The 22,521-nt window shown below is 67.1% G+C and carries 26 protein-coding genes; 16 read left to right on the top strand and 10 right to left on the bottom strand.

Annotated elements, in window-relative coordinates; genetic code table 11:
- Positions 1 to 531: 531 nt before the first annotated feature.
- From ACHMXE_RS20575 to ACHMXE_RS20560, 4 genes are all read right to left on the bottom strand, one after another.
- Positions 532 to 2,043: a primase-helicase family protein gene (locus tag ACHMXE_RS20575; RefSeq protein WP_395351040.1), complete on the bottom strand. Its 1,512-nt coding sequence runs from the start codon at positions 2,041 to 2,043 to the stop codon at positions 532 to 534.
- Positions 2,036 to 3,112 carry a toprim domain-containing protein gene (locus ACHMXE_RS20570; protein WP_395351039.1) on the bottom strand — a complete coding sequence of 359 codons (1,077 nt, stop codon included), beginning with the start codon at positions 3,110 to 3,112 and terminating at the stop codon, positions 2,036 to 2,038. Before ACHMXE_RS20570 ends, ACHMXE_RS20575 begins: the two co-directional genes overlap by 8 nt.
- Positions 3,112 to 3,504: a hypothetical protein gene (locus ACHMXE_RS20565; RefSeq protein ID WP_395351038.1), complete on the bottom strand. Its 393-nt coding sequence runs from the start codon at positions 3,502 to 3,504 to the stop codon at positions 3,112 to 3,114. The genes ACHMXE_RS20570 and ACHMXE_RS20565 overlap by 1 nt, the downstream gene beginning before the upstream one ends.
- A gap of 157 nt (positions 3,505 to 3,661) precedes the next feature.
- Positions 3,662 to 3,907 (bottom strand): transcriptional regulator, encoded by a 246-nt coding sequence (locus ACHMXE_RS20560; RefSeq protein ID WP_395351037.1) that lies wholly within the window; start codon positions 3,905 to 3,907, stop codon positions 3,662 to 3,664.
- 102 nt (positions 3,908 to 4,009) lie between these two features.
- On the opposite strand from ACHMXE_RS20560, the gene ACHMXE_RS20555 reads away from it, so the two are divergent.
- The 12 genes from ACHMXE_RS20555 (at position 4,010) to ACHMXE_RS20500 (ending at position 12,001) form a co-directional block, all read left to right on the top strand.
- Positions 4,010 to 4,636 carry a S24 family peptidase gene (locus ACHMXE_RS20555; protein ID WP_395351036.1) on the top strand — a complete coding sequence of 209 codons (627 nt, stop codon included), beginning with the start codon at positions 4,010 to 4,012 and terminating at the stop codon, positions 4,634 to 4,636.
- Between the two features lie 131 nt (positions 4,637 to 4,767).
- Positions 4,768 to 4,974: a hypothetical protein gene (locus ACHMXE_RS20550; RefSeq protein ID WP_395351035.1), complete on the top strand. Its 207-nt coding sequence runs from the start codon at positions 4,768 to 4,770 to the stop codon at positions 4,972 to 4,974.
- Positions 4,975 to 5,391 carry a hypothetical protein gene (locus ACHMXE_RS20545; RefSeq protein ID WP_395351034.1) on the top strand — a complete coding sequence of 139 codons (417 nt, stop codon included), beginning with the start codon at positions 4,975 to 4,977 and terminating at the stop codon, positions 5,389 to 5,391.
- The gene (locus ACHMXE_RS20540) at positions 5,388 to 5,528 is read left to right on the top strand and encodes a hypothetical protein (RefSeq protein WP_395351033.1); all 141 of its coding nucleotides are present in this window, start codon (positions 5,388 to 5,390) and stop codon (positions 5,526 to 5,528) included. Before ACHMXE_RS20545 ends, ACHMXE_RS20540 begins: the two co-directional genes overlap by 4 nt.
- The gene (locus ACHMXE_RS20535; protein WP_395351032.1) at positions 5,519 to 5,755 is read left to right on the top strand and encodes a hypothetical protein; all 237 of its coding nucleotides are present in this window, start codon (positions 5,519 to 5,521) and stop codon (positions 5,753 to 5,755) included. The genes ACHMXE_RS20540 and ACHMXE_RS20535 overlap by 10 nt, the downstream gene beginning before the upstream one ends.
- Before the next feature lie 29 nt (positions 5,756 to 5,784).
- The gene (locus ACHMXE_RS20530; RefSeq protein ID WP_395351031.1) at positions 5,785 to 6,150 is read left to right on the top strand and encodes a hypothetical protein; all 366 of its coding nucleotides are present in this window, start codon (positions 5,785 to 5,787) and stop codon (positions 6,148 to 6,150) included.
- A 4-nt stretch (positions 6,151 to 6,154) separates the two neighbouring features.
- Positions 6,155 to 6,853 (top strand): hypothetical protein, encoded by a 699-nt coding sequence (locus ACHMXE_RS20525; protein WP_395351029.1) that lies wholly within the window; start codon positions 6,155 to 6,157, stop codon positions 6,851 to 6,853.
- Complete coding sequence (locus ACHMXE_RS20520) at positions 6,850 to 7,026, top strand: hypothetical protein (protein ID WP_395351028.1); 177 nt, start codon at positions 6,850 to 6,852, stop codon at positions 7,024 to 7,026. Before ACHMXE_RS20525 ends, ACHMXE_RS20520 begins: the two co-directional genes overlap by 4 nt.
- 154 nt (positions 7,027 to 7,180) lie before the next feature.
- A complete protein-coding gene (locus ACHMXE_RS20515) occupies positions 7,181 to 9,265 on the top strand; it encodes a ParB/RepB/Spo0J family partition protein (RefSeq protein ID WP_395351027.1) in 2,085 nt (694 codons plus the stop codon).
- Entirely contained in the window at positions 9,265 to 9,687 is a 423-nt protein-coding gene (locus ACHMXE_RS20510) for a hypothetical protein (RefSeq protein ID WP_395351026.1), read from the top strand. Before ACHMXE_RS20515 ends, ACHMXE_RS20510 begins: the two co-directional genes overlap by 1 nt.
- On the top strand, positions 9,684 to 9,995 hold the full coding sequence (locus tag ACHMXE_RS20505; RefSeq protein WP_395351025.1) for a hypothetical protein: 312 nt from the start codon (positions 9,684 to 9,686) through the stop codon (positions 9,993 to 9,995). Before ACHMXE_RS20510 ends, ACHMXE_RS20505 begins: the two co-directional genes overlap by 4 nt.
- Complete coding sequence (locus ACHMXE_RS20500) at positions 9,992 to 12,001, top strand: DNA cytosine methyltransferase (protein ID WP_395351024.1); 2,010 nt, start codon at positions 9,992 to 9,994, stop codon at positions 11,999 to 12,001. The genes ACHMXE_RS20505 and ACHMXE_RS20500 overlap by 4 nt, the downstream gene beginning before the upstream one ends.
- Positions 12,002 to 12,757: 756 nt before the next feature.
- Here ACHMXE_RS20500 and ACHMXE_RS20495 read toward each other — a convergent pair.
- Positions 12,758 to 13,000, bottom strand: coding sequence for a hypothetical protein (locus ACHMXE_RS20495; protein ID WP_395351023.1), 243 nt, complete (start codon positions 12,998 to 13,000; stop codon positions 12,758 to 12,760).
- Between the two features lie 15 nt (positions 13,001 to 13,015).
- Entirely contained in the window at positions 13,016 to 13,678 is a 663-nt protein-coding gene (locus tag ACHMXE_RS20490; protein WP_395351022.1) for a hypothetical protein, read from the bottom strand.
- A gap of 103 nt (positions 13,679 to 13,781) precedes the next feature.
- Between ACHMXE_RS20490 and ACHMXE_RS20485 the strand changes: the two genes are divergently transcribed.
- Entirely contained in the window at positions 13,782 to 14,546 is a 765-nt protein-coding gene (locus ACHMXE_RS20485; RefSeq protein ID WP_395351021.1) for a hypothetical protein, read from the top strand.
- Positions 14,546 to 14,818: a helix-turn-helix domain-containing protein gene (locus ACHMXE_RS20480; RefSeq protein WP_395352728.1), complete on the top strand. Its 273-nt coding sequence runs from the start codon at positions 14,546 to 14,548 to the stop codon at positions 14,816 to 14,818. Before ACHMXE_RS20485 ends, ACHMXE_RS20480 begins: the two co-directional genes overlap by 1 nt.
- Here ACHMXE_RS20480 and ACHMXE_RS20475 read toward each other — a convergent pair.
- On the bottom strand, positions 14,766 to 15,983 hold the full coding sequence (locus ACHMXE_RS20475) for a tyrosine-type recombinase/integrase (RefSeq protein WP_395351020.1): 1,218 nt from the start codon (positions 15,981 to 15,983) through the stop codon (positions 14,766 to 14,768). The two genes, ACHMXE_RS20480 and ACHMXE_RS20475, sit on opposite strands and share 53 nt — an antisense overlap.
- A gap of 240 nt (positions 15,984 to 16,223) precedes the next feature.
- Between ACHMXE_RS20475 and ACHMXE_RS20470 the strand changes: the two genes are divergently transcribed.
- The gene (locus ACHMXE_RS20470) at positions 16,224 to 16,832 is read left to right on the top strand and encodes a DUF1697 domain-containing protein (protein WP_395351019.1); all 609 of its coding nucleotides are present in this window, start codon (positions 16,224 to 16,226) and stop codon (positions 16,830 to 16,832) included.
- Positions 16,833 to 16,941: 109 nt separating this feature from the next.
- Positions 16,942 to 19,137, top strand: a complete 2,196-nt coding sequence (locus tag ACHMXE_RS20465) for a gamma-glutamyltransferase family protein (protein ID WP_395351018.1) — start codon at positions 16,942 to 16,944, stop codon at positions 19,135 to 19,137.
- Between the two features lie 60 nt (positions 19,138 to 19,197).
- Here ACHMXE_RS20465 and ACHMXE_RS20460 read toward each other — a convergent pair whose 3' ends face one another.
- Genes ACHMXE_RS20460 through edd form a run of 3 tightly spaced genes read right to left on the bottom strand, consistent with a single transcriptional unit; the run spans position 19,198 to position 22,413 of the window.
- A complete protein-coding gene (locus tag ACHMXE_RS20460; RefSeq protein WP_395351017.1) occupies positions 19,198 to 19,929 on the bottom strand; it encodes a haloacid dehalogenase type II in 732 nt (243 codons plus the stop codon).
- A gap of 7 nt (positions 19,930 to 19,936) precedes the next feature.
- Complete coding sequence (gene eda, locus ACHMXE_RS20455) at positions 19,937 to 20,584, bottom strand: bifunctional 4-hydroxy-2-oxoglutarate aldolase/2-dehydro-3-deoxy-phosphogluconate aldolase (protein ID WP_093340093.1); 648 nt, start codon at positions 20,582 to 20,584, stop codon at positions 19,937 to 19,939.
- The gene (gene edd / locus ACHMXE_RS20450) at positions 20,575 to 22,413 is read right to left on the bottom strand and encodes a phosphogluconate dehydratase (protein ID WP_395351015.1); all 1,839 of its coding nucleotides are present in this window, start codon (positions 22,411 to 22,413) and stop codon (positions 20,575 to 20,577) included. The genes eda and edd overlap by 10 nt, the downstream gene beginning before the upstream one ends.
- Between the last annotated feature and the right edge of the window lie 108 nt (positions 22,414 to 22,521).

Below are 22,521 nucleotides of genomic sequence, written 5' to 3'. Positions count from 1 at the left end.
GGGTGGAATTACCCCGACGAGCCGAAGCCCCGGGAGTACCTACGAGGGGGGTAGGCCGGGCGGCCGGGCAGCCCTCGGCGTGGACCAGCACCCACTGGGCGCGGGTCCGAGCGAGCAACCGCTCGACCACCACAGCGCTGCCGAAGTGTCCTGTCTTCATTCGAACTTCCTTTTCTTTCAAGGGGAGAGGTGTGTAGAAGGGCGTGCGCGCGCGAGGCACGTAACTCGTATCGCGTGCAGGCCGCGTCGTTACGTGAGTTACGCGGTTACGCGCGCTCGCCGTGTGTGCATGCACGCGCCTGCACGCACATGCCTGCATGCACGCATGTGAGCGAAGTGGCGAAACAGCCGAAACACAAGTAACGGCGCGGGTTTGCAGGCGAAACGGGTTACGCATCACGCGTAACGGGAGGCTCGCCCCCGCCCTCGTTGTTGCTGCCAGGGACAGGGCTCCCGCCCTCGCGGCTGGCGTAGAAAAACCTGTTGAGCGACTTCTCGAAGACCTCGACCGACTCCGCTGCCCACTCGCCCTCAGTCGGCGCCCTCACGCGGGCCCGTGCCGCGAGGCAGCCAGCACCGCACGGCCTTGCGGCCGTTGGTCTTCACGGTGTCCTTAAGCTGCACGACCTTGTAGGTCAGCCGAGGCGGCAGCCTTGTGCCCGTCGCGTCTCGCTCCAGCCGCTCGATGACATAGCGCTCAGCGTTCTTGGTGAAGGTCGCCCGCGGCGGCGGGTATCGCTCGCCGGACTGGTCGCACCATCGTCGAAACGCGCGGTACAGCTGCTCGGCCGAGCAGACACGCATGGGGAGAGGGAGGAAGCCCTGTAGCCACTCGTACATGAAACGCTCAGCGGGCCGCATGCCCAGCTCGATCAGGTCAGCCTTGGCCGCCGTCATGAGCGGCTTCGTGTGCTCGCCGAAATCGCCGACGTCGTAGTGCTGCAGGAAGTAGAGGAACTTCGCCGCCCCGCCGTCCGCCAGGAAGGCGGCCACACGGGCATACAGGTTCCCGTCCTCGGCCGAAGGGGTGTAGACCACGAGGTAACGCCTGTCGTTGTCCTCGAGCACCAACGGCTGGCTCTCGTTCGACAGGAAGATCACGTTCGCGTGGTTGCTTTCCCAGCGCGTCCCCTGCTGCATCGCCCGAATCGGGATCAACTCTTCGGTGATGACCCACTTGAGGATGTTCTTGTTGTGGTACAGCTCTTGCCGCGTCACCACCTCGTTGCCGATCACCAACAGCTTCGCCGACAGCCAATCGTTGAACTTGTCCTCGAGCTGGGTCTGGCCGACCATCACGCCGTACTTGCCGTACACGCTGCGGATCACGTCGAAGAACAGGTTCTTGCCCGTGCCCTGCGGGCCATGGAACACCAGCGCCGATCGAGGCTTCGCGCCAGGCCGCTGCAGGGGCAAGGCCAGCCAGCACAGCACCCAATGCATGACGGCCTCGATCGACTGGTCCGTGGTCGCGCAGTTGCCGCACAGGTGGCGCAGCAGCTCGAGCATCACATCGACCTCGGCCGGCTTGCACTTCTTCGGCTCCATCGCGAAGCCGTCGTAGAGGTTGATGCAGCGCCGCGGGTCGCAGGTGTTCGTCGGATCGAACACCACGTCGGACGGCATCACGGTGCGCCGGTTCTCCGAAGCCTTCCACATCCGCACCATGTCGGACCCGTGGGCGTGGGCCATGTTGGCGATCTTCATGATCGTCCGCGTCCCACCGTCCCAAACCGTGTCGGTGCCGTAGATCAGCGCGAACTTCTCGATCAGGGTGTTGTACTTGCCCCAGTCGATGACCTTCTCCGTCCGTTTGCCGTCGTCCTTGGCCTTTTTCCCCTTTCCCGTCTCTGGCGCGCTCTCGCGCTTTGAGGGGGCCGGGGGACTACTCGCCGAAGGGGATCCGGCCCTTTTCTTCTTCGCATCGCCCAGACTCACCACGTTGCCGTCGACCGGCGTGTCGGGCTCGGCCGCAGGCGGTGTGGCAGGTGCTGGGGCCGGCCCGATCGGCTCGTCGGGCGTGCCTGCGTCGTCGTCAACCATGCACGCGCTCCATCATCTGCACGGCGCCTTCGAGTTGCCGGCGCGCGACCTCAAGGCCTTCGCGGGTGCGCAGATCGTCGAAGTCGGTGTCCTTCTCGCCGCGGCGGGTGTTGTCGAACACGGGGTAGACCATGTCCACGCCGGTCACCTGCCGGGCGATGGCGCGGGCGGCCGTCCGACCGGGGTTGTTGAGCCGCTGAGTGCGTTGGTCGACCGTCTTCCAGTCGTCGTCGGCGCAGATCAGGATCCGCACGTCAGGGTGCAGTTCGCGCAGCAGCGGCACGACGTGCGCCAGGTTGCCCGCGTCGAATGCCACGAACACCGGCAGCCGGTGATCGAGCGCCATGCGCACGGTGAGGCCCGTGGCGTAACCCTCGACCACCAGCAGCAGTTGGGTGTCGTCTTCGACTGTGCCGAGCCGAAGCGCGGCGCCCTGCTTGTCGAAGCCGCGCAGGTACACCTTCTGGCCGTCCGGGCGAATGAACTGCAGGCCGCGCAAAGCCTCCTCGCGCGGGAGGTCGTAGCGGATCAGCGGCAGCATCAGCGTGCCCTCCGGCAGCCGCACCACGGTGTCAGGTTGCCGGCTGTCGCGAGCCGGCCAGCGCAGCACCAGTTGGCGGGCCAGGTAGCGGCAGGACTCGCCCTGCACGCCCTTCCGCTCGAGGTAAGGCGACTGACCCTCTCGCTTGCCGGCGCGCCAGTGAATGGCCGCATCCGCGCGGGCGTTGGCTATCTCGTCCGCGCGCTCCGCGGCAGCCCGCCTGATCGCCTCGGCGCGCTCTTGCCGCTCGCGCTCACGCTCGCCGGCATCGAGGGGCGCGAAGTGGTTGTCGACCTTCTCCCAGCTGCCACCATGCTTGTACGAGCCGAACGATCCCGTGATGAACGAACCGCCCGATCGAGGCCGGAAGATGTAGAACTTGAACCACGCCTTGCCGCCCTTCCCAATCGTTGTGCGCTTTCCCTCCTTCATGGCCTGGATACGTGCCACGTCATCAAGCCCAGGCGGCCTGCGAAGCTCGATGCCGAAGGCCTCCATCTGGCGGAGCACCGCATTCAGGTTATCCATCAGCTGGACGCCCCCAACTTGCGCATCATGGCCAGGCGATCAGCGAGCGCGGTCGCACGGTCGAGCACAGCGTCGAGCTGGTGCGCCAGCACAGCCGCCTCGGTATCCGGATTCACCGGCACCGGCCGCTGATAGCCGGCCTCGGCCATGTAGTACTCGGCCAGCATGTGCGCGCCGCCCTCGCGGCCCAAGCGCATCAGGAAGAGAAGCTGCGCCGGGCTCAAGCGTTCGCTTCGCCCAGGACTCAAGCAGTCCGACAGGTAGCGCGCCGCGTTGGTAACCGGCTTCTCGGGCCAGAACAGCGGCCCAACCTTTTTGGTTCCGCCGAGGGCCTGAACCGTGGCGCGAGCCGCGTCGAGTTCGTCTTCGTAGTAGACGGAATCAGTCGTCATGTGTGGGCGCTTTCATGTGTGCGCCGGGCCGTTCCGACGGGTTCCGACAAAGTCGGAGCGCGTCGGAATGACCCGTTTGGACAAAAAAAAGAGACTGGCCGCCATGCAGAAGCACAACGACCAGACTCAACTCGAACCGGAACCAGCGATCGCACCATCAGGCAGCCGCACCTTGCGCAACTGCCTGGCGCGACCCTCGCAGGACGTGCCAGGCGACATCGGGGCGCAGCTCTTCGCAGCGAACAACGCCGTTGGTTGCGAGCTCGATCAACGGGCAGTACTCAGCAGGGACACGACGGTTCTCGTCCTTCCACTGGCTGACGGCGCCTTTGCTCACGCCACAAAGCTCGGCGAGGGCCTTTTGCGACCCGAGTACTTCGGCCGCCCTGTCGATGGCTTCCATGTGCGTCCTGTGTAGTTTTTCAACACAAGTATAGAAGCTGTAAACATGCAAGGTCAAGAAAAACGGGACACGCGCGGTTTAGGTATTCTTTACAGTGCCCCGATGAATCTGAACGAATGGGTGAAGGCTGCGCGGCAACACGCCAAGCTGACGCAGGAGCAGCTGGGCGAGCGCCTCAGCCTGACGAAGGGGAACATTTCGGGGTGGGAGAACGGTCGCCATCAGCCCAGCTTCGACCAGGTGCAACGCATCGCGGAAATCACCGGCTACACGATGCTGGGAGGCGATCGGGTTGAATACGCTGGCGCGGCAAAGCAGTCGCGACGCATCCCTGTCGTTGGTACTGCCAAGATGGGAGGCGACGGCTTCTTCGAGGAATTCTCGGAGCTGCCGGGCGCTGGAGACGGCCACATCGAAATCGCCACAGAGGACCCGAACGCCTACTGTTTACGGGTTCGCGGGCAAAGCATGTTCCCCGCCATCCGAGACGGTTGGTATGTCCTGATAGAGCCCAACGCAACCCCCTATGAAGGGGAGTACGTTCTCATTCGACTGCGCGATGGTCGGAAGATGGTCAAGGAGTTCCTGTTTCGTAGGCAGGAAACCATCGAGGTCATGAGCGTCAATGGCGGCGAGCGCCTGTCCTTCACCTGGCAAGACCTGGCCGAAGATCGCGGCATGCAGGCAGTCGGCGCAGTAGTGTCGCCCAGCAAATGGCGCCCTGATTAGGCCCGACCGGGCTCAAATATCCTAGCTCAGCCCCGAGAGTGCAGAACCTCTGCACTTTTCCGTTTAGAAATGCTTGACCTATAGGAATAGAATTTCTACACTTCGCCATCTCAACTTTCTTGGAGATGGACATGGCGAACGGACTCTCGGGCCAACGCAGCTACCGCTGCTTCTTCGCGCCCTCGGATGGCTTAGGCATCCCGGACATTCCTGAAAGCGGCGCGCTGCCCTTCGTGCAGTTGAAAGCCGAGGACGGCGAGCACGCCATGCGCGCCGCCCACCACGTCACCGGCTGCCCGGTGTCGTCCGTCGAACGTCTCGACCACGCCGAGGCCTAAGTGGCAAAGGCCAGCTCTCGGCCGTCTGCCATCGGCCGCATCCTGAACGCCGTACAGAAGCCCATGCTGGGTCTATCCCTCACGGATCCGCATTGCGCTGAGGTCTTGGCGGCGTTGCCGGGTATCCGGCCGCCGGCCGAGGCGCAACGCCGACTCGAAGCCACACAAGATGGAGCCGACGGTCTGCGCTCGCACATGCGCGTTCTGGCGCGTCGCTTCTACGAGCTGCAGAGCATGCCGGGCGGTCGTTCCTCGCTGCTTCCCGAACAGGTCGTCGAGTACGACGTGATCGGCGCCGCGTTCGCCGATATCCGTGCAGCCATCGAGGGGGCCGCTCGCTCGCGCTGCCGGTTCTGCGGCAACTGGCTCGGCGAGCACGACGCCGACTGCATCAAGGCAGACAGGAGCACGCCATGAACGGCCTCAACGTGCTCGACACGGCGCTCTTTCTCCAAGCGTGCGAAGTCACGTACATCGACGGAGACGAAGCCCTGCGCGCCTTTTTCACGGCCCTGCGGCTCCAGCAGCTGACCGAGGAGGCCGCATGCGCGTGAACCTCGCAAAGCTGCCCCGCTGGGCACTGGCCGCGCTTCTCTACGGCCTGTTCGGCGCAGTGCCTGCAATGGCCTACCTCTTCGATGGCCCGAGCGAGACAGATGCGGCCAGCGCCGTCGCCGCCGACCACCGCGATGCCATCGCACAGGCCGCTAGAGCGCGAGCGCTCCATAAGGCCGACGCGATCGCCTCGACGCAACGCATCGCCCGCAGCGACGCGCCTTGACCTCAGCCCCGTCCACACGGAGTCACGTCATGAACGCAACAGGCTTGTTCTTCCTGACGGCGCGCCCTGCGCTCGTCCTTCTCACATCGCCCGAAGGTGGCGCCACGCGCCGCGGCTGGCAATTCAGCACCGTCGAGCGCACCAGGCGCGGCGTGCAGCGCGTCGTCGCCGTGTGGGAGGGCGTGGAGGCCGCGGCCTTCGTTGGGGTGCATGCCAGGCACCTCGTGAAAGGCTGCGCGCTCAACCTGCAGCTCGAGCGGGTGCGCCCCGCCCCTGACCGTGACGGCCTCGCTGCCGCCATCAACGCCTGCTCGCTCGCACCCGAGCGCTGGCCGTCCTACCACGCCGACCTCCCGGTAGATCCACCTTCCCAACCTCGGCCGCTCGCGGCCTAACACCATGAAGCCTCACATCTACGGCCTCACCGGACGCGCCGGTGCAGGCAAGGACACGGCCGCCGATTTTCTCGTGCCGCTCCACTTCCGCAAGCTCGCTTTCGCGGACTCGCTGCGCGCCGAGCTGTCGCTGGCCCTCGACGTCCCGATCAGCGTGTTCACCGACCGCGCGACGAAGGAATGCCCCCACGCAGACCTCACGCTGGAGAAGCTGCCGCTGCACGTCTGGCCGGCGATCGCCCTTGCGCGAACCCACGAGTCGCTCGACAGCAACGGCGGCATCAGCCTCGCCTGGCTGGCTCAGCCACGCAGCCCGCGGCAGATGATGCAATGGTGGGGCACAGAGTACCGACGGCGAGAGGATCCGGACTACTGGGTGAAGTCGATGAAGAAGAAGATCGACTACCACATGCAGGGCGGCGAGCGGCGCTTCGTGGTCACCGACGTCCGCTTCGCCAACGAGGCCGCGTTCGTGCGCAGCATCGGCGGGGAGATTTGGCAGCTCGCGCGACCAGTCACCGAGGAGGCGCCCGAGGGTCAGCATGTCAGCGCCGTCACCGGCGACGATTTCGAGCCCGAGGTCGTGATTCCCAACGACGAAGACGTCGAAGCGCTTCGCGGCCGAGTCCTGGCGGAATACGTTTCGCGAGACATCTGGCCGCACCGCGACTATGTCACCGTGGCAATCGAGGTGCGCTCATGAGCCGCGCCATCGTCTACCTGTCGGGCGAATCCCAGCCGATCCTCGACCCCGGCCGCCGCTTCACCATCCACGCGCAACCGCAGAAGCCCAACCTCGGCAGCGACTCGCTCGGGTACGGACGCCTACACCTGCCCGGAGCTGGGCCGCACCTGCATGCGCCCCGGCGCCTATGACGCGCTCGCGCTGCCGAGCCTGATCGCCGGCGAGCGCCGCTATCCCGGACGGCCGCGTCGAACGGGCGGGGGCACGCTCGCTGCGCGTGGCGGCAGTGGACGTGACCGCGGACAGGATGAACGTGCAGGTCTTCACGCATACAACGGAGGCCGCATGAGCGAGAAGACCAAGGCCTGCGCCGGCCCGTGCAAGCGCACGCTCGCCTATTCCGCGTTCAACAAGAACGCCACCAGGCCGGACGGCCTGCAGCGCTTCTGCCGCGAATGCCAGGCAGCGCAGAAGGCCACGTGGGCCGAAGAGAACCGCGAGAAGACGCGCGAGTACGACCGCGAGCGCGGCCACATCCGCAACCGCTTCATGGAGCTGGACCACTCGGCCATCGTCCCGAGCCTCACCAACCCGCGCAAGCACTTCGACCAAGCCTTCCTCGAGGAACTGGCCGCCAGCATCCGCGACCAGGGCATCGCCCAGCCGATCCTCGTGCGTCCGTTGCCGGGCTCACGCCTGCAGGAGACGTACACGGACCGCCGCGCCGATGCGCCGCGCCCCACGCACGAGATCATCGCCGGCGAGCAGCGCTGGCGCGCGTGCGCCATGGCCGGCTTGCGCAAGCTGCCGGCGCTGGTGCGCCCCATGTCGGACGCCGAAGTACTGCAGCTGCAGCTGGTGGAAAACCTCAAGCGCCGCGACCTGCATCCGATGGAAGAGGCCGAGGGCTACGACACGCTGCGCGACACGACGGGCCTCACGGCCGAAGGCATCGCCGAGCGTATCGGCAAGGGCCGTTCCTACGTCTACAAGACGATGCAGCTGCTGCAGCTGCTGCCCGAAGCGCGCGAGGCCTTCTACGAGGGCAAGCTGACTCGCTCGACCGCCGAGCTGGTCGCCGCGCGTCCACACACCATCCAGCTGCAGGTGCTCAAGGACATCACCGCGACCGACTTCCACGGCGAGCCCATGAGCTACCGCAAGGCGAAGGCTCACGTCGATGACCGGTACATGCTCAAGCTGGGAGCCGCGCCGTTCAAGATCACGGACGAGACGCTGATGCCGCAGGCCGGCAGCTGCCGCACTTGCCCGAAGCGCTCGGGCGCGAACCCGGAGCTGTTCGACGACGTGCCGCACGCGGATACCTGCACCGACCCCGAGTGTTTCTCGTCGAAGAAGGAAGCGCACTACGCCCGCGTGCGCGCCGAAGCCGAGGCCCGCGGGCAGTCGGTCATCACCGGGCGCGAGGCTAAGGAAATCATGCCGGACAGCAGCACGCTGCGCGGCTACACCAGGGTCGACGACACGCAGGCGCTCGGCGGGCAGATGAAGACCCTGCGCAAGGTGCTCGGCAAGGACATGCCGGCCACCACGCTGATCGAAGACCCGCGCACGCACGAGATGGTCGAGGCGTTGCCCACGGCCACCGCCAGCAAGCTGCTCAAAGACCACGGCATCACGAAGAGCGCACCGCAGGAGGCGGCCCAGCTCGACGAAGCCACGGCGAAGCACCAGGGCGCCGAGAAGCTGGAGAAGACGTGGCGGCAGCAGGCGATCGCGAAGGTGCACGCCGCCGCCACGGAAGAAGGCAACAACGGCATCAGCGGCCCCGTGGTGCGGCTGCTGGCCCTGCTGGTGCTCGACGGCCTCATGGCCGAGCAGCAGCGCCACGTCGCCGCGATCCTCGAGCTGGGCAAGGTCGCGGCCCGTGACGCGCTCGAAAATCACATCAAGACGGTCGACGAAGGCGAGATCGAGGCCGTGCTGTTCCTGTTGCTGGCCGAGCACGACATGCGGCAGCTGCTGGACCAGTCCGGCAAGCCGGCGCCCGCGCCGCACATCGAAGCGCTGGCCGCCGACCTGTCGATCGACCTCGAGGCCCTGCGCACCGCGGCGAAGAAAGAGATCCGCGACGCAATCTCGTCCCAACGTGTGGACGAAGCCGCGAAGGCCGTGAAGTCAGCCGCCAAGCCGGCCACGGGCAAGCCTGCCCGGCCGCCGAAGGTGAGCAAGGAAGAGGCGACGGCCGCCATCGCGGCCCAATTGCAGGCGGTGGAGAACCCGAACCAGTTCGAACCCGGTCAACGCGTGCGCCTCAAGACCGACCTGCGCAAGGGCGACAACGTGTTCAACACGCGCGGCGTCGAAGCCGAGGTACTGCACGCCATCGGCGATCGCGCCTGGATGGTGCAGCCGGAGTCGCCCTCTTTCCCCCTGTCAGCCGACTACACGGAAATGGAGGCCGTCTGATGGCCGACGCGACCACCCTCTTCAACGTGCTTAAGCGCGAGTTGCCCGACGTCGGGCCGGCCCGGCGCTCCGAGCTTCACCAGACCATCCTGCGTGTGTGCAACGGCATTGACGCGCGCGAGGCCACCTTCGCCCTCAGCGACGCCGCGCTCGACGCCGGTGTCTCGGCATGGTTCGGCGTCACCAAGGTCGAGGCCGAGAAGAACTTCATCCGATCGCGCATGCGCGCGGCGGTGCTGGCCGTGCTCGAGCACGGTGCCGCGAGAACGCTGCCCGACGCCATCACCGCGATCATTCGCGACATCTGTGAGCTGGAGCCAGCGGACGCGACCGCCCTCGACACGTTGACGGTGTCGGTCGATGCTCTCCGCACGATCCTCGAACAGCAACTGGACTCCGGCGCCAAGGGAAGCGTGGCATGAGCGCCAAAGTCCTACGACTCGCGAAGCGCCAAGCACTGGAGGCCCCACACCCAGCCTTGCAGGACGCACTCTTCGTATATGCCACCGGCAGCGATGGCGTCAACGCGATTCTGATTCGTGGTTGGGCTGCTCTTGTTGCCAAGGTTGACGAAGAAGCCGCCGGTGACGATTGGACGGTATTGCTTTCAGACCTCGAAGAGTGGCAAACGGACGGCTGGAACACGCCGACCTACTACACCTGCGACCTCGAAGGCGACTGGATCTCCATCTACCGCGTCACCGAACAAAGCCAGGGAGGCGCCGCATGAGCACGGTAGAGATCCGCCACTTCCACGCCTTCGTCGGCCTCGGCGGTGGCGCGCGCGGCTTCAACAAGGCCAACCCGCGCGTCGGCAACTTGCAGGCGAAGTTCCGCTGCATCGGCGGCATCGACGTCGACGCCGCGGCAATCCGCGACTTCAACCGGCTCGCCAACGCCACCGGCACCGTGCTCGACCTCTTCGACCGGGCCCAGTTCGAGGCTTTCCACGGCCGGCCGCCGCCGGCGGGCTGGCGCGAGGCCATGCCGGCCGACATCCACCGCGCCGCGGGCGGCGAGCGACCGCACATCATCTTCCTCTCGGCGCCGTGCAAGGGCTTCAGCGGCTTGCTCGCCGAGGGCAAGAGCAAGAGCGACAAGTACCAAGCGCTCAACCGCCTAACGTTGCGAGGCGTGTGGCTGATGCTGGAGGCCTGGAAGAACGATCCGCCCGAGCTGTTCGTCTTTGAGAACGTGCCGCGCATCGCGACGCGCGGGCGCCACCTGCTTGACCAGATCACCAGCCTGCTGCGCAGCTACGGCTACGCCGTGGCCGAGACCACGCACGACTGTGGCGAACTCGGTGGCCTGGCGCAGAGCAGGAAGCGCTTCCTGCTCGTGGCCCGCCACATCGAGAAAGTGCCGCCGTTCCTCTACGAGCCCGAGAAGCGTCCTCTGCGCGCCGTGGGCGACGTGCTCGGCCGCATGCTGATGCCCGGCGACGAGCGCGCAGGACCCATGCACCGCATCCCGGCGCTGCAGTGGAAGACCTGGGTACGCCTCGCCTTCGTGGAGGCCGGCAGCGACTGGCGCAGCCTGAACAAGCTGGCCGTCGAGAACGGGCACCTGCGTGACTACCTGATCGTGCCTAGCACGCAGGAGGGCACCGGCGCCTACGGCGTCACCCGCTGGGAGGACCATTCGAAGCTGGTGGCGGCGCGCAGCGGCCCCAGCAACGGCGCGTTTTCGGTGGCTGATCCGCGCACCGAGGGCGCGCATCACCGCGCCTTCGGCGTACACCCGTGGGGCGACCCGCTCGGCGTGGTAGCGGGATCAAGCCGTCCGAGCAATGGCCGCTTCACGGTGGCTGATCCTCGCGCGCCCGCAGCCGCGCTGCAGTACCAGCAATACGGCGTGCTCGACTGGGCCGAGCCGATGGGCGCGGTGATCGGCGTTAAGTCTCCCGGTCAGGGCACCTTCAGCGTTGCCGACCCACGCGGCCCGCAAGACCGCAAACCCTTTTCCAAGTACGCGGTGACGCCGTGGGATTCGAGCACCGGCACCGTGATCGGCGGCGATGACACCGGCGCCTATGCAGTGTCCGACCCCCGGCATGCCGGGCCGGCGAAGCACAGCAACGAGTTCCGCATCGTCCCATGGGATCGGGCCAGCCTTGCCGTCACGAGCGCGCACGGTAGCGGCCAGGGCGTTGCTGACCCACGGCAGCCAGGCCTGCCATTCGCGAAGTACTCGGTGACGAGCTTCGGCGAGCCCGCCGGCACCGTGATCAGCGGCAGCACCACCGGCCAGGGAGCCTACGCGGTGGCCGATCCTCGCAGCGGCATCCAGCGCGGCAAGGGCGACGCCTACCTGACGGCCGGCCACTACGGTGTCACGCCGTGGAACGAGCCGGCCGGCGCGGTCAGCGCGGCCGCCGGCCACGACAACGGCAGGTGGAGCGTCGCCGACCCACGCATGCCTGCGGCGGCCGACAAGGTCGTGTGCCGCATCCAGGCGCTCGACGGCACCTGGCATCGCCCTTTCACGACGCTCGAGCTCGCGGCCCTGCAGTCGCTGTTCGATCCCGAGGAGCGCTTCGAGCTCGACGGCCTGAGCGATCAGGCTTGGCGCGAGCGCATCGGCAACGCCGTGCCCAGCGATGCCGCGCGCGCGATCGCCGACGTGATGGGCACCACGCTGCTACTCGCGATGACCGGCGAGACCTTCATGCTGTCGGCGCAGCCGATCTGGGTGCGCGACGTGGCAATGGCGCTCACGCTACGGGAACAGATGTGATGCCGCCCGTTTCACCCATTGTCAGGTGCACTGCCACCAATTTGATGCACTCGTGTGACACGCCCAGAGGAGCGGAATCCCAACTCTTCCGCACGAGCCTTTCTCCAAGCCGTAAGGAATGTTTCGATTTCGTCACCTGCGGCGGATATTGCGGAAACGCACTCTTCAGCATTGGACTGAGATACGTGACCGCTCGCATCTTTTTGCAATCCCATTTCCGACAGCAAGCTGCGGGCCAATCGAAAGTTTTCCCCAATTTTCTGAGCCGCGTGTACAAGTTCATACGTTGGAAGCGACGTGAGCTGAAGGGATTCGAAAGTCGCCATCAACCGCCGCAATTCCGCGTCCATCCCTATTGGTGCCCCTCGCCAACTCGCAGCAGCGTCGACCTTCCTCAGGTCCGAATAAAACTGCTTCATTTGCCAGAGCGTGCGTTCGGCAACTGCGAGTGGGCCGCTAACTACTGCGGGCCAGCTCCGCCGCTGCAGACCTTTTCTGCTGCTCCAAGTTCTGCTTGTGCTGGAGGTATGCAACTCCGACCGCAGCGAGGATCGCGAGGATCGCCCCGATGGCTTGCGCCCAGCCAGACCACTCTGCTTTCTGCATGCAGAGCCACCAAGGATCGGCCCACGGCCACCACTTATCTGCCCACAAGAAGCAGTATTCGGGCGGGGGCGGCGGCCCCAGCAACAGCTGCGACATCTTGGATCTCCTCGTTTGGCGCGCATCGTAACGCGCGAAGAGGCTGCGGCAGGCTCAATCCTCAAGGTCGTACTGCCGCTGCAGGTCGCGAATGATCCGCGCGATGTCGGCGCGGTGCGTGCCGCGGTCGGTCAACACCGGCACGGTCCAGTTCGGGCCGCCCTCGCCGTCACCGCCCGTGCCGACCACGCCGCCGCGATGCACGTCCGTCACCTGGCCGGCCAGGTCTCGAATGGCCTCGATACGCTGGAGCAGCAGCTCGTGGAGCTGCTTGGCGGTGCGGGTTGGCTTGGGCATGTGATGTATGAGACCTTACAGAGCCGCCAAATGTTCGACTCGCGCGAGGATCGCGTTTCTGCTACGCGCGCACTCAGTCGAGGCCGTTTCCAAAAACTGAGAACACTTTGCGAAGTCCTCGCCGCTGAGTACGCGGTGATGCGCGAGCATGTCGCCAATCCACATCTTTATCTGCCTGCAGTTCGCCTTGAGGACGAGCAGCTCTCTCGAGATTTTCTCGTCGTCCACCTCGTGGAGAGGGACTGCCGCGATGTCCTCACCAAGAGAGGAGATCACTCCCGGATCGTAGAACCGGTCGCCCGTCGCCATGCTCTGCACCCTTTCGCGGTCACTGAAGTAGACGCGCAGGAAGTCGGAATGTGCAGCCGTGGCGCGCGCGAGTTCCGCCAGGACCAAATAACGCCGCATTCGAGCGCTTTTGTCATTCTCTGTGTCGCGCTGCCGCTCGAGGGAGTGCTGGTATCTCACAAAAAAGGCAGCTGCAACGATCGCAAGGATCGAACCGACCGCTTGAACCCACGCTGGTGCATCAAGGCGACCCAGCACCGCCGCGGTCGTGACAAAGAACCATCGCATTGCCAGCACCCCAGGAAAGATCGCCAGAGCGTGCACCAGCAACAGACACGTCAGCACGACGAGGCACAGCAAGGTGCCCCAACTCAGCAAGCGTTCTTTCATTTCTCTCTCCGTCTTGGGGGCGCATTGTGAACCTCATTGACACCGCGCACGACCGCGAGCGCTCCAAGCAGATCCGGGGCGTCAGGCTCGCCGGAGGCCAGCCATGATGCCGCCCGCCATCATCAGCCGCGAGCCGATCCCGATGCACGAGGTCTCGGCCAACCAGGCGCCCGCCACGCGAAAGGAGCACGGCGCATTGTTCAAGGCCGGCATGGTGCGTGCCCTGCAGCGCGAGGTCGACCCGAAGTGGCAGACGCGCAGGCTTTTCACGAGGCACAACAGCCTCGTCGACGGGCGCCGCGCCACGTCGACGCTGTGGGCGGACCTGGACTTCGACGCCGCATGGGTCGATGCCGGGCCATCGCCGGCAGGCAACGATGGCCCCTATCTCAAGGTGCCGCGACGCAGCGACGGCAGCGTGCACCGCGTGTACGCCACCATCGCTGTAGGCGACTGGCTTTGGGTCAGAGAAAGCGGCTGGCAGCGGCCCTCGCATCGAACTGCTCGGCAACTGCGCGAAGGCGCCGACACCTGGCCGTCTTATCTCTACGACGCGGACGGCCACATCGATGCAGACGAGCTGCGTCGCTGGGGATGGAAGCGACGGACAGGCATTCACATGCCCCGCGCCGCATGCCGACTCGTGCTCGATGTGACGGCCATCCGCATCCAGCATCTGCAGGAGATTGACACCGCCGATGCCATTGCCGAGGGCACCCCCGGCGGTCATGGCGCGATCGACGGCTACAGCTACAACGCCACCCCGCTCGAGCACTACCGCTGGCTCTGGGGCCAGATCAACGGCGCCCGCAGCTGGGCCGCCAACCCGTGGGTACGGGTCTTCGAATTCCGGAGAGTCACGCCTTGATGCTTGAAACCATCGGTTCCGAGGAAGTCGCGGAGCTGCTGCGATGCACACCGCAGCAGGTTGAAGAGCTGGCGCGTGCCGGCGAGATTCCGGGCCTCAAGTTCGGTCGGTCGTGGCTGTTCGTGCGCGCTGACTTGCTGGCATACCTCGCGGAGAAGGCGCGCGCGGAGGCTCAAGACCGACGCGCGAAACGACAGCCGAACGCGCCGACGTCTATCGTCAAGCCGCGCCGGAAGGTCCCGCCACCGCTGCCTCAGCCGGTACGGATGTAGCCCACATCCGCTCGGCCAGGTCGCTGCCGCGAAAACTCGCATAGCGCTGCGCCATGGTCGAGTTCGAAGACCAGCCCATGATGCGGTTGACCTCCTCCAAGCGGAACATCCAGTTCCCAGTGCTGTCTCGCAACTCGAGCCATCGGCAGGTGGCTTCATGCCGCAAATCGTGCTCGTGCAACTCGGGACAGTCGGCGTACGCAAAGGCGGACGCGAACCGATCCGACAGGCGCTGCGTTACCTTCTTTAGCGTCAGGTCGGGCTCCTCTTCCATGAAGGGGAACATGTACGCCGCAGGCAGCATAGAGCGCGTGGACAGATAGTTGATCAGCGCCCGGTGAACCTCGGGCCGCATGGGCACATCGCGGAATGCGACCTTGCCGCGCCACTGCTTGCTGCTCTGGACTCGCATGACTTTCCGGTCGAGATCGATCTGGCCCCGGCGCAGCGTGTAGGCTTCGCGCAAACGAAGGCCTGAGTACACGATCAGTAGGAACATCGTCAGAAGCGCGTTACCCCCAGAGAGCATCAAGCCACGCTCGCGGTCCTCGCGCTGCTTGCCCGACAGGGCAGCAACGATGCGCTCTTGTTCGCCAGGATGGAGACGTCGATCGCGCTCGACGTCCTCTTTGACCTTTTTGCCCGCAGCCACAACCAGTCGCTGGTCGACGTCGTTGTATGTGCTGTACCCCTTGGGCAGAAGACGGACCGGATTCCCCATCGCGACGCTGGGGTGGTGTCGCAAGTACTCGTCGATGCTGCGGCCCAGCGCCTGCACGCGATGTCGCACGGAATTCGGTGAAAGATTGTTTTCGACCTTCAACCGCTGCACGTAGGCGGCGAGCCACGCGTAGTTCGCCATCTCGAGCTTGACGGACCCCACCTCCCGAACCAGCTGGCTCAGGACAATCTGCTGGCTGGGCGCTGCCAGACCACTGTTGGCCCACTCGCGGATTACCAGCCCCAACGGTGGCGACGCACCGGCAGGCTTGAGCAATTCTGCCGGCGGCTGCAGGCCAGCCATCTTCATCAACTTCCACTGCTCGCCGTAAGCGTTTGCCTCCGCCTCGGTGTCAAATGTGAAATACCTTCGCCCACCAGGAAGCGACGGGTGCCGCAGCCCGATTTCCCATTTGCCAGAATCCTTTTGCCGTGCCTTTGCCATCGTGCCCCCACAACTCAACCGGACGGGATCTATCGATCGAATTTCGTCTTCAACGCCGAAATTTGGCGGCCGGAGCATATATGAGGCATAAACCAGCCGAGTCGTGCGGTTCAAATACAGTGTTAAGTCATTGATTTAAAAGGATTTTATCTGATGTCAATAACTCAACCGAACCGCTACAAGATCGAACTGATCCAGCGCGCCGAGCAGGCGGCCGGCGGCGGATTGCGCTGATCGGCGATGGCCACCGGCGCCGCGAAGAAGCAACCGGCCACGAAGAAGGCCGGTGCCAAGGCCGGCACAAAGGCTGGTAGCAAGGCCGTGCGCCATGTGGCGCTGCTGCGCGGCGTCAACGTCAACGGCATCACGATTCGCAGCGCCGAGCTGCAGGCGCTGTTCGTCGAGCTCGGCTTCGGCGCGGTGCGCACCGTGCTCGCGAGCGGCAACGTGCTGTTCGACACCGACGAGACCGACACCGCCGCGCTGCGCCAGCGCATCGAGCAGGCGCTGCGCGAGCGCTTCGGCTACGAGGCCTGGATCGTGTTGCTCGCGCAGGCCACGGTGGCGCGCATGGCCGCGGACTATCCCTTCGAGCGCGTCGACGAGGAGCGCCATCCGTACATCGTCTTCGGCTCCGATCCCGCGATGCTCGACGAGGTGATGGCCAAGGCCGGCGAGCTCGATGACGACGCCGACCGGCTGCAGCGCGGCGACGGCGTGCTCTATTGGGAGCTGCCGCGCGGCGAGAGCACCGACACGCCGGTGGCGAAGCTGCTCGCGAAGACGCGCTACAAGTCGAGCACCACCACGCGCAACCTGCGCACGGTCGAGAAGCTGATCGCGGGTTGAGCCGCCCAGGGGCCACGGCATAGGGGCAATCGCCCCTGCGCAAGGCACGGGATTTGCAATAGATTGAAAGGCCGACCGACGCGTCGGCCTTTTTCATTCGAGCGCCACGATGCACCCCTCCAAAATCATTCCAACAGTCCTGCTCGCCGTGACCGCGGCGACGCTTTCCGCCTGCGGCGGCGGTTCCAGCGGCGGCTTCGCCGCGCTTCCCATCGGCAGCGCGCCGCCGCCACCGTCCGCGCCCCCGCCGGCCCCGCCCGGCGCGCGCTTCGATCCCGCGCTGTGCGTACAGCAGGCCGGCACCCCGCACGGCCAGACGGCCGGCATCAGCGGCACCAGCCTGATGGTGACCTCGGCCCACTACGAAGCCTCGAAGGCCGGCTGCAAGGTGCTGGCCACCGGCGGCAGCGCGATCGACGCGGCCATCGCGGTGCAGGCGGTGCTCGGCACGGCCGAGCCCTTCGCCTCGGGCCTCGGCGGCGGCACGCTGATCACCTACTACGACGCGGCCACCCGGGCCGTGCGCACCTTCGACGGCCTCTCGGCCGCGCCCGCGGCCACCGGCGGCGCGACCACGCTCTACCAGGCCGTGGCGCAGGACGTGTCGAGCGCCGCGCCCTACAACGTCTGCAAGAGCGGCCTCGCGGCCGGCGCGAGCATCTCCTCGCAGCAGGGCAACACCAACATCTCGGCGCGCGCGGTCGGCATTCCCGGCACGGTGGCGGTGCTCGACCTGGTGCACCGCGCCTACGGCCGCAAGGCCTGGAACGCCCTGTGGGACGACGCGATCGCGCTGGCCGAGAACGGCTTCCCGATGACCAGGTACATGTACTCGACGCTCTATGCCGACAGCGCCGAGTTCGACGACGACGGCAACCCGGTGGACGCCGGCAGCGGCGTGCCGGCCTGGGTCAACTCGGCCGGCACGGTGCGCGGCGCTGCGCGCTGCAAGTACCCCGACATCGCGAAGCGCTACTGCGACCCGGCCGATGCCACGATGCAGAAGCCGCTGCCGATCGGCACGCTCATCAAGAACCCCGAGCTCGCCCAGACCATGAAGCTGGTGCGCGACGGCGGCAGCGCGGCCTTCTACGATCCGGCCCGGCCGACGGTGCAGGCGATCGTGCAGCGCACCACCGCCGCCAGCCTGCCCTGCCGCTCGGTGCTTCCGACCGCGGGCACGCCCGCCAGGCCGGCGGTGGCGACAACCATCGCCTCGATCCCGAGCCTGATGCAGCCGACCGACTTCGCGGCCTACCAGGCGGTGGAGCGCAAGCCGCTCGTGGGCACGCGCTTCGGCACCACGATCTACACCCAGCCCGCGCCCTCGTTCGGCGGCTTCGTCACGCTCTATTCGCTCGGCATCCTCGAGCGCAAGAAGCTGCAGGACGAGAAGGCGCTCGACACGCCGCGCTTCGTCTACTACGCCGCGGAGGCGAGCCGGCTCGCCAACGTCGACCGGCGCGCCGTGATCGGCGACCCCGCCTGGTCGAACGTCAACGCGCGCGCCTCGGTGCTGCTGAGCGAGGCCGAACTCGACCGCCGCGCGGCGCAGATCGGCGACAAGGCCTTCGACACCGCGCCCGCGGGCAACATCGGCAGCTTCGTGGCGGCTGACCCGGCGCTCTACGACACCATGGCCGCGCTCGACAAGGGACGCGCCGCCGCGCCGGCCACGCGGCTGGCGCAGGCTCGCCCCACGGCGCGCGACGAGGACTGGAACACCACCAGCAACGTGGCGGTGGTCGATGGCTACGGCAACGCGCTGTCGATGACGACCACGATCAACACGCACTGGGGGGCGCACATGGAAGCGGCCGGCATCATGCTCAACGACGTGATGTCGAACTTCTCGGCCGGCTCGAGCGCGCCGCCGAGCACCGGTTCGGACGTCAACGGCTACCAGGGCACGAAGCGGCCGCGCACCTCGATCGCACCCGCGATCGCCTTCGATGCCGAGGGCCGGCTGCGGCTGGTCTGGGGATCGGCGGGCGGCGGCCCGATCCCCGACTACATCGTCAAGAGCTTCATGGGCCACGTGGTCTACGGCCTCGACCTGCAGGCCGCGATCAACGCGCCCAACTTCACGGGCCAGAACGGCGTGGCCGAACTCGAGGCCGGCTCGGCGCTGGCGCCGCTGGCCGACAGCCTGCGCGCGAGCTATGGCTACGACAGCGACACCCTGCGCGTGACGGGCCTGCTCAGCGGCCTCAGCGGCATCGCGGTGACGCGCGACGCGAACGGCCGCGCGGTCTACAGCGGCGCGGCCGACAACCGGCGTTCGGGCGCGGCCTTCGGCTACTGAGCCCGCGCGGCGCGCACGAAGAAAAGCCTGGCGGTGCCAGGCTTTTTCATGGGGCGCGGATCAGCAGCCGAGCAATTCGGCCAGCTGCAGGATGTCGCGCGCATGCAGGTTGTTGGCCGTCACCGGCGTCACGTCCTTGGGCTGCGCGCGGCCGAACTCGAAGGGCCGCTCGATGTAGCCGGTCTTGAGGCCGCAGGCGCGCGCGGCCGCGAGGTCGTCGTGGTGCGCGGCGGCCAGCATCACCTGGCCCGGCGTGACGTCGAACACACCGGCCACGCCGAGGTAGGTGCGCGGGTCGGGCTTGTAGGCCTTGAAGACCTCGGCCGACAGGACGCAGTCCCAGGGCAGTCCGGCGCGCTTGGCCATCTCGGTCAACAGGCCGATGTTGCCGTTCGACAGCGAGCAGATGGTGAACCTGCGCTTCAGGCGCGTGAGCCCTTCCACCGCATCGGGCCAGGCCGGCAGCCGGTGCCAGGCGCGGCTGAGTTCGCGCCGCGCGGAGGCATCGAGCCGGTCGCTGAGGCCGAAGTCGCGCAGCACCTGCTCGAGCATGCTCAGGTGCAGCTCGTCGAGCAGGGTGAAGCCGCCCTCGCCCGCGGCGATGCGCTCCATCACCTGCTTCATCGCGGGCTGGTAGCCGGCGCGCCAGGCCAGCGCGAAGGTCGCGCCATCGACGCCCGGCAGGGCCTGTTCGGCCTCGGCGGCGATGCCGCTGTGCCAGTCGACCACGGTGCCGAAGACGTCGAAGGCCACGACCTTGAGGTCGCTGGTGTCGAAATCCGCGTTGCCCATGGCGGCCTCAGCGTGCGAGCTGGCTCGCGGCGCGCGCGAGCTGTTCGATGCGGGCCCAGTCGCCGTCGCGGATGGCGTCGGTCGGCACGATCCACGAGCCGCCCACGCAGGCCACGTTCGACAGCGCGAGGAACTCGGCCGCGTTGCCCGCATGGATGCCGCCCGTGGGGCAGAAGACGACGTCTCCGAACGGGCCCTGCCAGGCCTTGAGCATCGGCAGGCCGCCGGCCTGCAGCGCGGGGAAGAACTTGAGCTGGGTGTAGCCGTCCTCCTGCGCCGACATGATCTCGCTGCCCGTGGCCACGCCGGGCAACAGCGGCAGGCCGAGGTCGTGGCAGGCCTTGCCGACCGCGCGCGTGTAGCCCGGGCTCACGCCGAACTTCGCGCCGGCCAGCGCCGAGGCCTGGGCATCGGCCGCGCTGCGGATGGTGCCCGCGCCCGCCACGGCCTCGGGCACTTCCTTGGCGATGATCTCGATGCACTCGAGCGCCTGCGGCGTGCGCAGCGTCACCTCGAGCATGCGGATGCCGCCGGCGACCAGCGCGCGCGCGAGCGGCACGGCGTGCTTCACGTCGTTGAGCACGATCACCGGGATCACCGGCGCATCGCGCATCACGTCGAGGGAAGTCAGTGCGTTCTTGTCGTTTACAGCCATGAGCAGGCTCCTTCTTCAGCAGTCAATGCATTGCGCCGCATGCCGGCGAACAGTTCGCGCCCCAGGCCGTGGCCGTCGGCGAAGCGCTGGGCCTCCGACAGCGTGGCGGCCTCGCGCCCGGCCCACTCGTCGGCGGGCAGCAGGACCTCGAGCGTACCCGCGACGGCGTCCAGGCGTATGACGTCGCCGTCGCGCACCTTGGCCAGCGGTCCGCCCGCGGCCGCCTCGGGCGACACGTGGATGGCGGCCGGTATCTTGCCCGAGGCGCCGCTCATGCGGCCGTCGGTGACCAGCGCCACGCGGAATCCCTTGCCCTGCAGCACCGACAGCGGCGGCGTGAGCTTGTGCAGCTCGGGCATGCCGTTGGCCTGCGGGCCCTGCCAGCGCACCACGCAGACCACGTCGCGCTCGAGCTCGCCGGCCGTGAAGGCCTTCTGCAGCGCGGCCTGCGAATCGAACACCCGCGCGGGCGCCTCGACCACATGGCGGTCGTCGGGCACCGACGAGACCTTGATCACGCTGCGGCCCAGGTTGCCGCTCAGCAGCTTCAGGCCGCCGGTGGCGCTGAAGGGCGCGGCGGCGGGCCGCGTGACGGCATCGTTCTGCAGCGCGGCGGCCGGCGTCCAGCGCAGACGCTTCTCGTCGGCCTCGCCATCGAGCGACGGCACCTCCGCGAATTCGCGGATGCCGCCCGAGCGCACCGTCAGCACGTCGGCATGCATCAGTCCGGCCTCGACCAGCTCGCCGATCACGAAGCCGGGGCCGCCCGAGGCCTGGAACTCGTTCACGTCGGCGCTGCCGTTGGGGTACACGCGCGTGAGCAGCGGCACCACGTCCGACAGCTTCGAGAAATCGTCCCAGTCGATCACGATGCCCGCGGCGCGCGCCACGGCCACCCAGTGGATCAGGTGGTTGGTGGAACCGCCGGTCGCGAGCAGCGCGGCCATGGCGTTGACGATGCAGCGCTCGTCGACCATCTCGCCGATGGGCGGGCACTGGAAGGCGGCTTCGCCCGCCTTGCCCAGCACCGTGCGCACGGCCTCGCGCGTGAGCGTCTCGCGCATCGCGTCGCCGGGCTGCACGAAGGCCGTGCCGGGCACGTGCAGGCCCATGGCCTCGAGCAGCATCTGGTTGCTGTTGGCGGTGCCGTAGAAGGTGCAGGTGCCGAGCGTGTGATAGGCCGCCATCTCGGCCTCGAGCAGGCCCTGGCGGCCCACGAGCCCCTGCGCGGCCTGCTCTCGCACCTTCGACTTCGCGTTGTTCGACAGGCCCGAGGGCATCGGCCCCGCGGGCACGAACACGGTGGGCAGGTGGCCGAAGTGCAGCGCGCCGATCAGGAGGCCCGGCACGATCTTGTCGCACACGCCGAGCATCAGCGCGGCATCGAACATGTCGTGCGTGAGCGCGACCGCGGTGCTCATCGCGATCAGGTCGCGGCTGAACAGGCTCAGCTCCATGCCGGGCGTGCCCTGCGTGACGCCATCGCACATGGCGGGCACGCCGCCGGCCACCTGCGCGGTGGCGCCGAGGCGGCGCGCCTCGTGCTTGATGATGTCGGGGTAGCCCTGGTACGGCGCATGGGCCGAGAGCATGTCGTTGTAGGCGGTGACGATGCCGATGTTGGGCGCGCGCTCGGCGACCACGCGGAACTTGTCGTTGGCCGGGATGCCGGCCACGGCATGCGCCACGTTGGCGCAGCCCATGCGGTCGGAGCCGCGGTCGCGCTGGCGCAGTTCGGCCAGGCGCGCGAGGTAGGCGCCGCGCTGCGCCTTGCTGCGATCGCGGATGCGATCGGTGACGTCGAGGACGATGGGGTGTGTGCTGCTCATGGGGATGTTGTGTCGGTGGCTTTGCCGATCGATCGCCACTGTCGCGTGGGGCGACCTCGAGATGGATTCATCGTAGCAAGGACGACGCCAGGGCCCGATGGAAATAGG

Origin of the sequence: Variovorax sp. UC122_21 (assembly GCF_044056785.1) — a bacterium.
In the GTDB taxonomy this organism is placed as follows: Bacteria; Pseudomonadota; Gammaproteobacteria; order Burkholderiales; family Burkholderiaceae_C; genus Variovorax.
The sequence above is the reverse complement of the archived record's forward strand: the minus strand, read 5'-3'. Positions and strand labels throughout refer to the sequence as shown.

Bases quoted from the DNA above. Each gene is read 5' to 3' on its own strand.
- ACHMXE_RS20495 (WP_395351023.1), bottom strand. From the start codon at position 13,000: ATGCCCAAGCCAACCCGCACCGCCAAGCAGCTCCACGAGCTGCTGCTC.
- ACHMXE_RS20565 (WP_395351038.1), bottom strand. From the start codon at position 3,504: ATGACGACTGATTCCGTCTACTACGAAGACGAACTCGACGCGGCTCGC.
- ACHMXE_RS20460 (WP_395351017.1), bottom strand. From the start codon at position 19,929: ATGGGCAACGCGGATTTCGACACCAGCGACCTCAAGGTCGTGGCCTTC.
- ACHMXE_RS20475 (WP_395351020.1), bottom strand. From the start codon at position 15,983: ATGGCAAAGGCACGGCAAAAGGATTCTGGCAAATGGGAAATCGGGCTG.
- ACHMXE_RS20535 (WP_395351032.1), top strand. From the start codon at position 5,519: ATGCGCGTGAACCTCGCAAAGCTGCCCCGCTGGGCACTGGCCGCGCTT.
- ACHMXE_RS20490 (WP_395351022.1), bottom strand. From the start codon at position 13,678: ATGAAAGAACGCTTGCTGAGTTGGGGCACCTTGCTGTGCCTCGTCGTG.
- edd (WP_395351015.1), bottom strand. From the start codon at position 22,413: ATGAGCAGCACACACCCCATCGTCCTCGACGTCACCGATCGCATCCGC.
- eda (WP_093340093.1), bottom strand. From the start codon at position 20,584: ATGGCTGTAAACGACAAGAACGCACTGACTTCCCTCGACGTGATGCGC.
- ACHMXE_RS20520 (WP_395351028.1), top strand. From the start codon at position 6,850: ATGAGCCGCGCCATCGTCTACCTGTCGGGCGAATCCCAGCCGATCCTC.
- ACHMXE_RS20550 (WP_395351035.1), top strand. From the start codon at position 4,768: ATGGCGAACGGACTCTCGGGCCAACGCAGCTACCGCTGCTTCTTCGCG.
- ACHMXE_RS20560 (WP_395351037.1), bottom strand. From the start codon at position 3,907: ATGGAAGCCATCGACAGGGCGGCCGAAGTACTCGGGTCGCAAAAGGCC.
- ACHMXE_RS20500 (WP_395351024.1), top strand. From the start codon at position 9,992: ATGAGCACGGTAGAGATCCGCCACTTCCACGCCTTCGTCGGCCTCGGC.
- ACHMXE_RS20575 (WP_395351040.1), bottom strand. From the start codon at position 2,043: ATGGTTGACGACGACGCAGGCACGCCCGACGAGCCGATCGGGCCGGCC.
- ACHMXE_RS20555 (WP_395351036.1), top strand. From the start codon at position 4,010: ATGAATCTGAACGAATGGGTGAAGGCTGCGCGGCAACACGCCAAGCTG.
- ACHMXE_RS20470 (WP_395351019.1), top strand. From the start codon at position 16,224: ATGGCCACCGGCGCCGCGAAGAAGCAACCGGCCACGAAGAAGGCCGGT.
- ACHMXE_RS20485 (WP_395351021.1), top strand. From the start codon at position 13,782: ATGATGCCGCCCGCCATCATCAGCCGCGAGCCGATCCCGATGCACGAG.
- ACHMXE_RS20530 (WP_395351031.1), top strand. From the start codon at position 5,785: ATGAACGCAACAGGCTTGTTCTTCCTGACGGCGCGCCCTGCGCTCGTC.
- ACHMXE_RS20465 (WP_395351018.1), top strand. From the start codon at position 16,942: ATGCACCCCTCCAAAATCATTCCAACAGTCCTGCTCGCCGTGACCGCG.
- ACHMXE_RS20480 (WP_395352728.1), top strand. From the start codon at position 14,546: ATGCTTGAAACCATCGGTTCCGAGGAAGTCGCGGAGCTGCTGCGATGC.
- ACHMXE_RS20515 (WP_395351027.1), top strand. From the start codon at position 7,181: ATGAGCGAGAAGACCAAGGCCTGCGCCGGCCCGTGCAAGCGCACGCTC.
- ACHMXE_RS20505 (WP_395351025.1), top strand. From the start codon at position 9,684: ATGAGCGCCAAAGTCCTACGACTCGCGAAGCGCCAAGCACTGGAGGCC.
- ACHMXE_RS20570 (WP_395351039.1), bottom strand. From the start codon at position 3,112: ATGGATAACCTGAATGCGGTGCTCCGCCAGATGGAGGCCTTCGGCATC.
- ACHMXE_RS20540 (WP_395351033.1), top strand. From the start codon at position 5,388: ATGAACGGCCTCAACGTGCTCGACACGGCGCTCTTTCTCCAAGCGTGC.
- ACHMXE_RS20525 (WP_395351029.1), top strand. From the start codon at position 6,155: ATGAAGCCTCACATCTACGGCCTCACCGGACGCGCCGGTGCAGGCAAG.
- ACHMXE_RS20510 (WP_395351026.1), top strand. From the start codon at position 9,265: ATGGCCGACGCGACCACCCTCTTCAACGTGCTTAAGCGCGAGTTGCCC.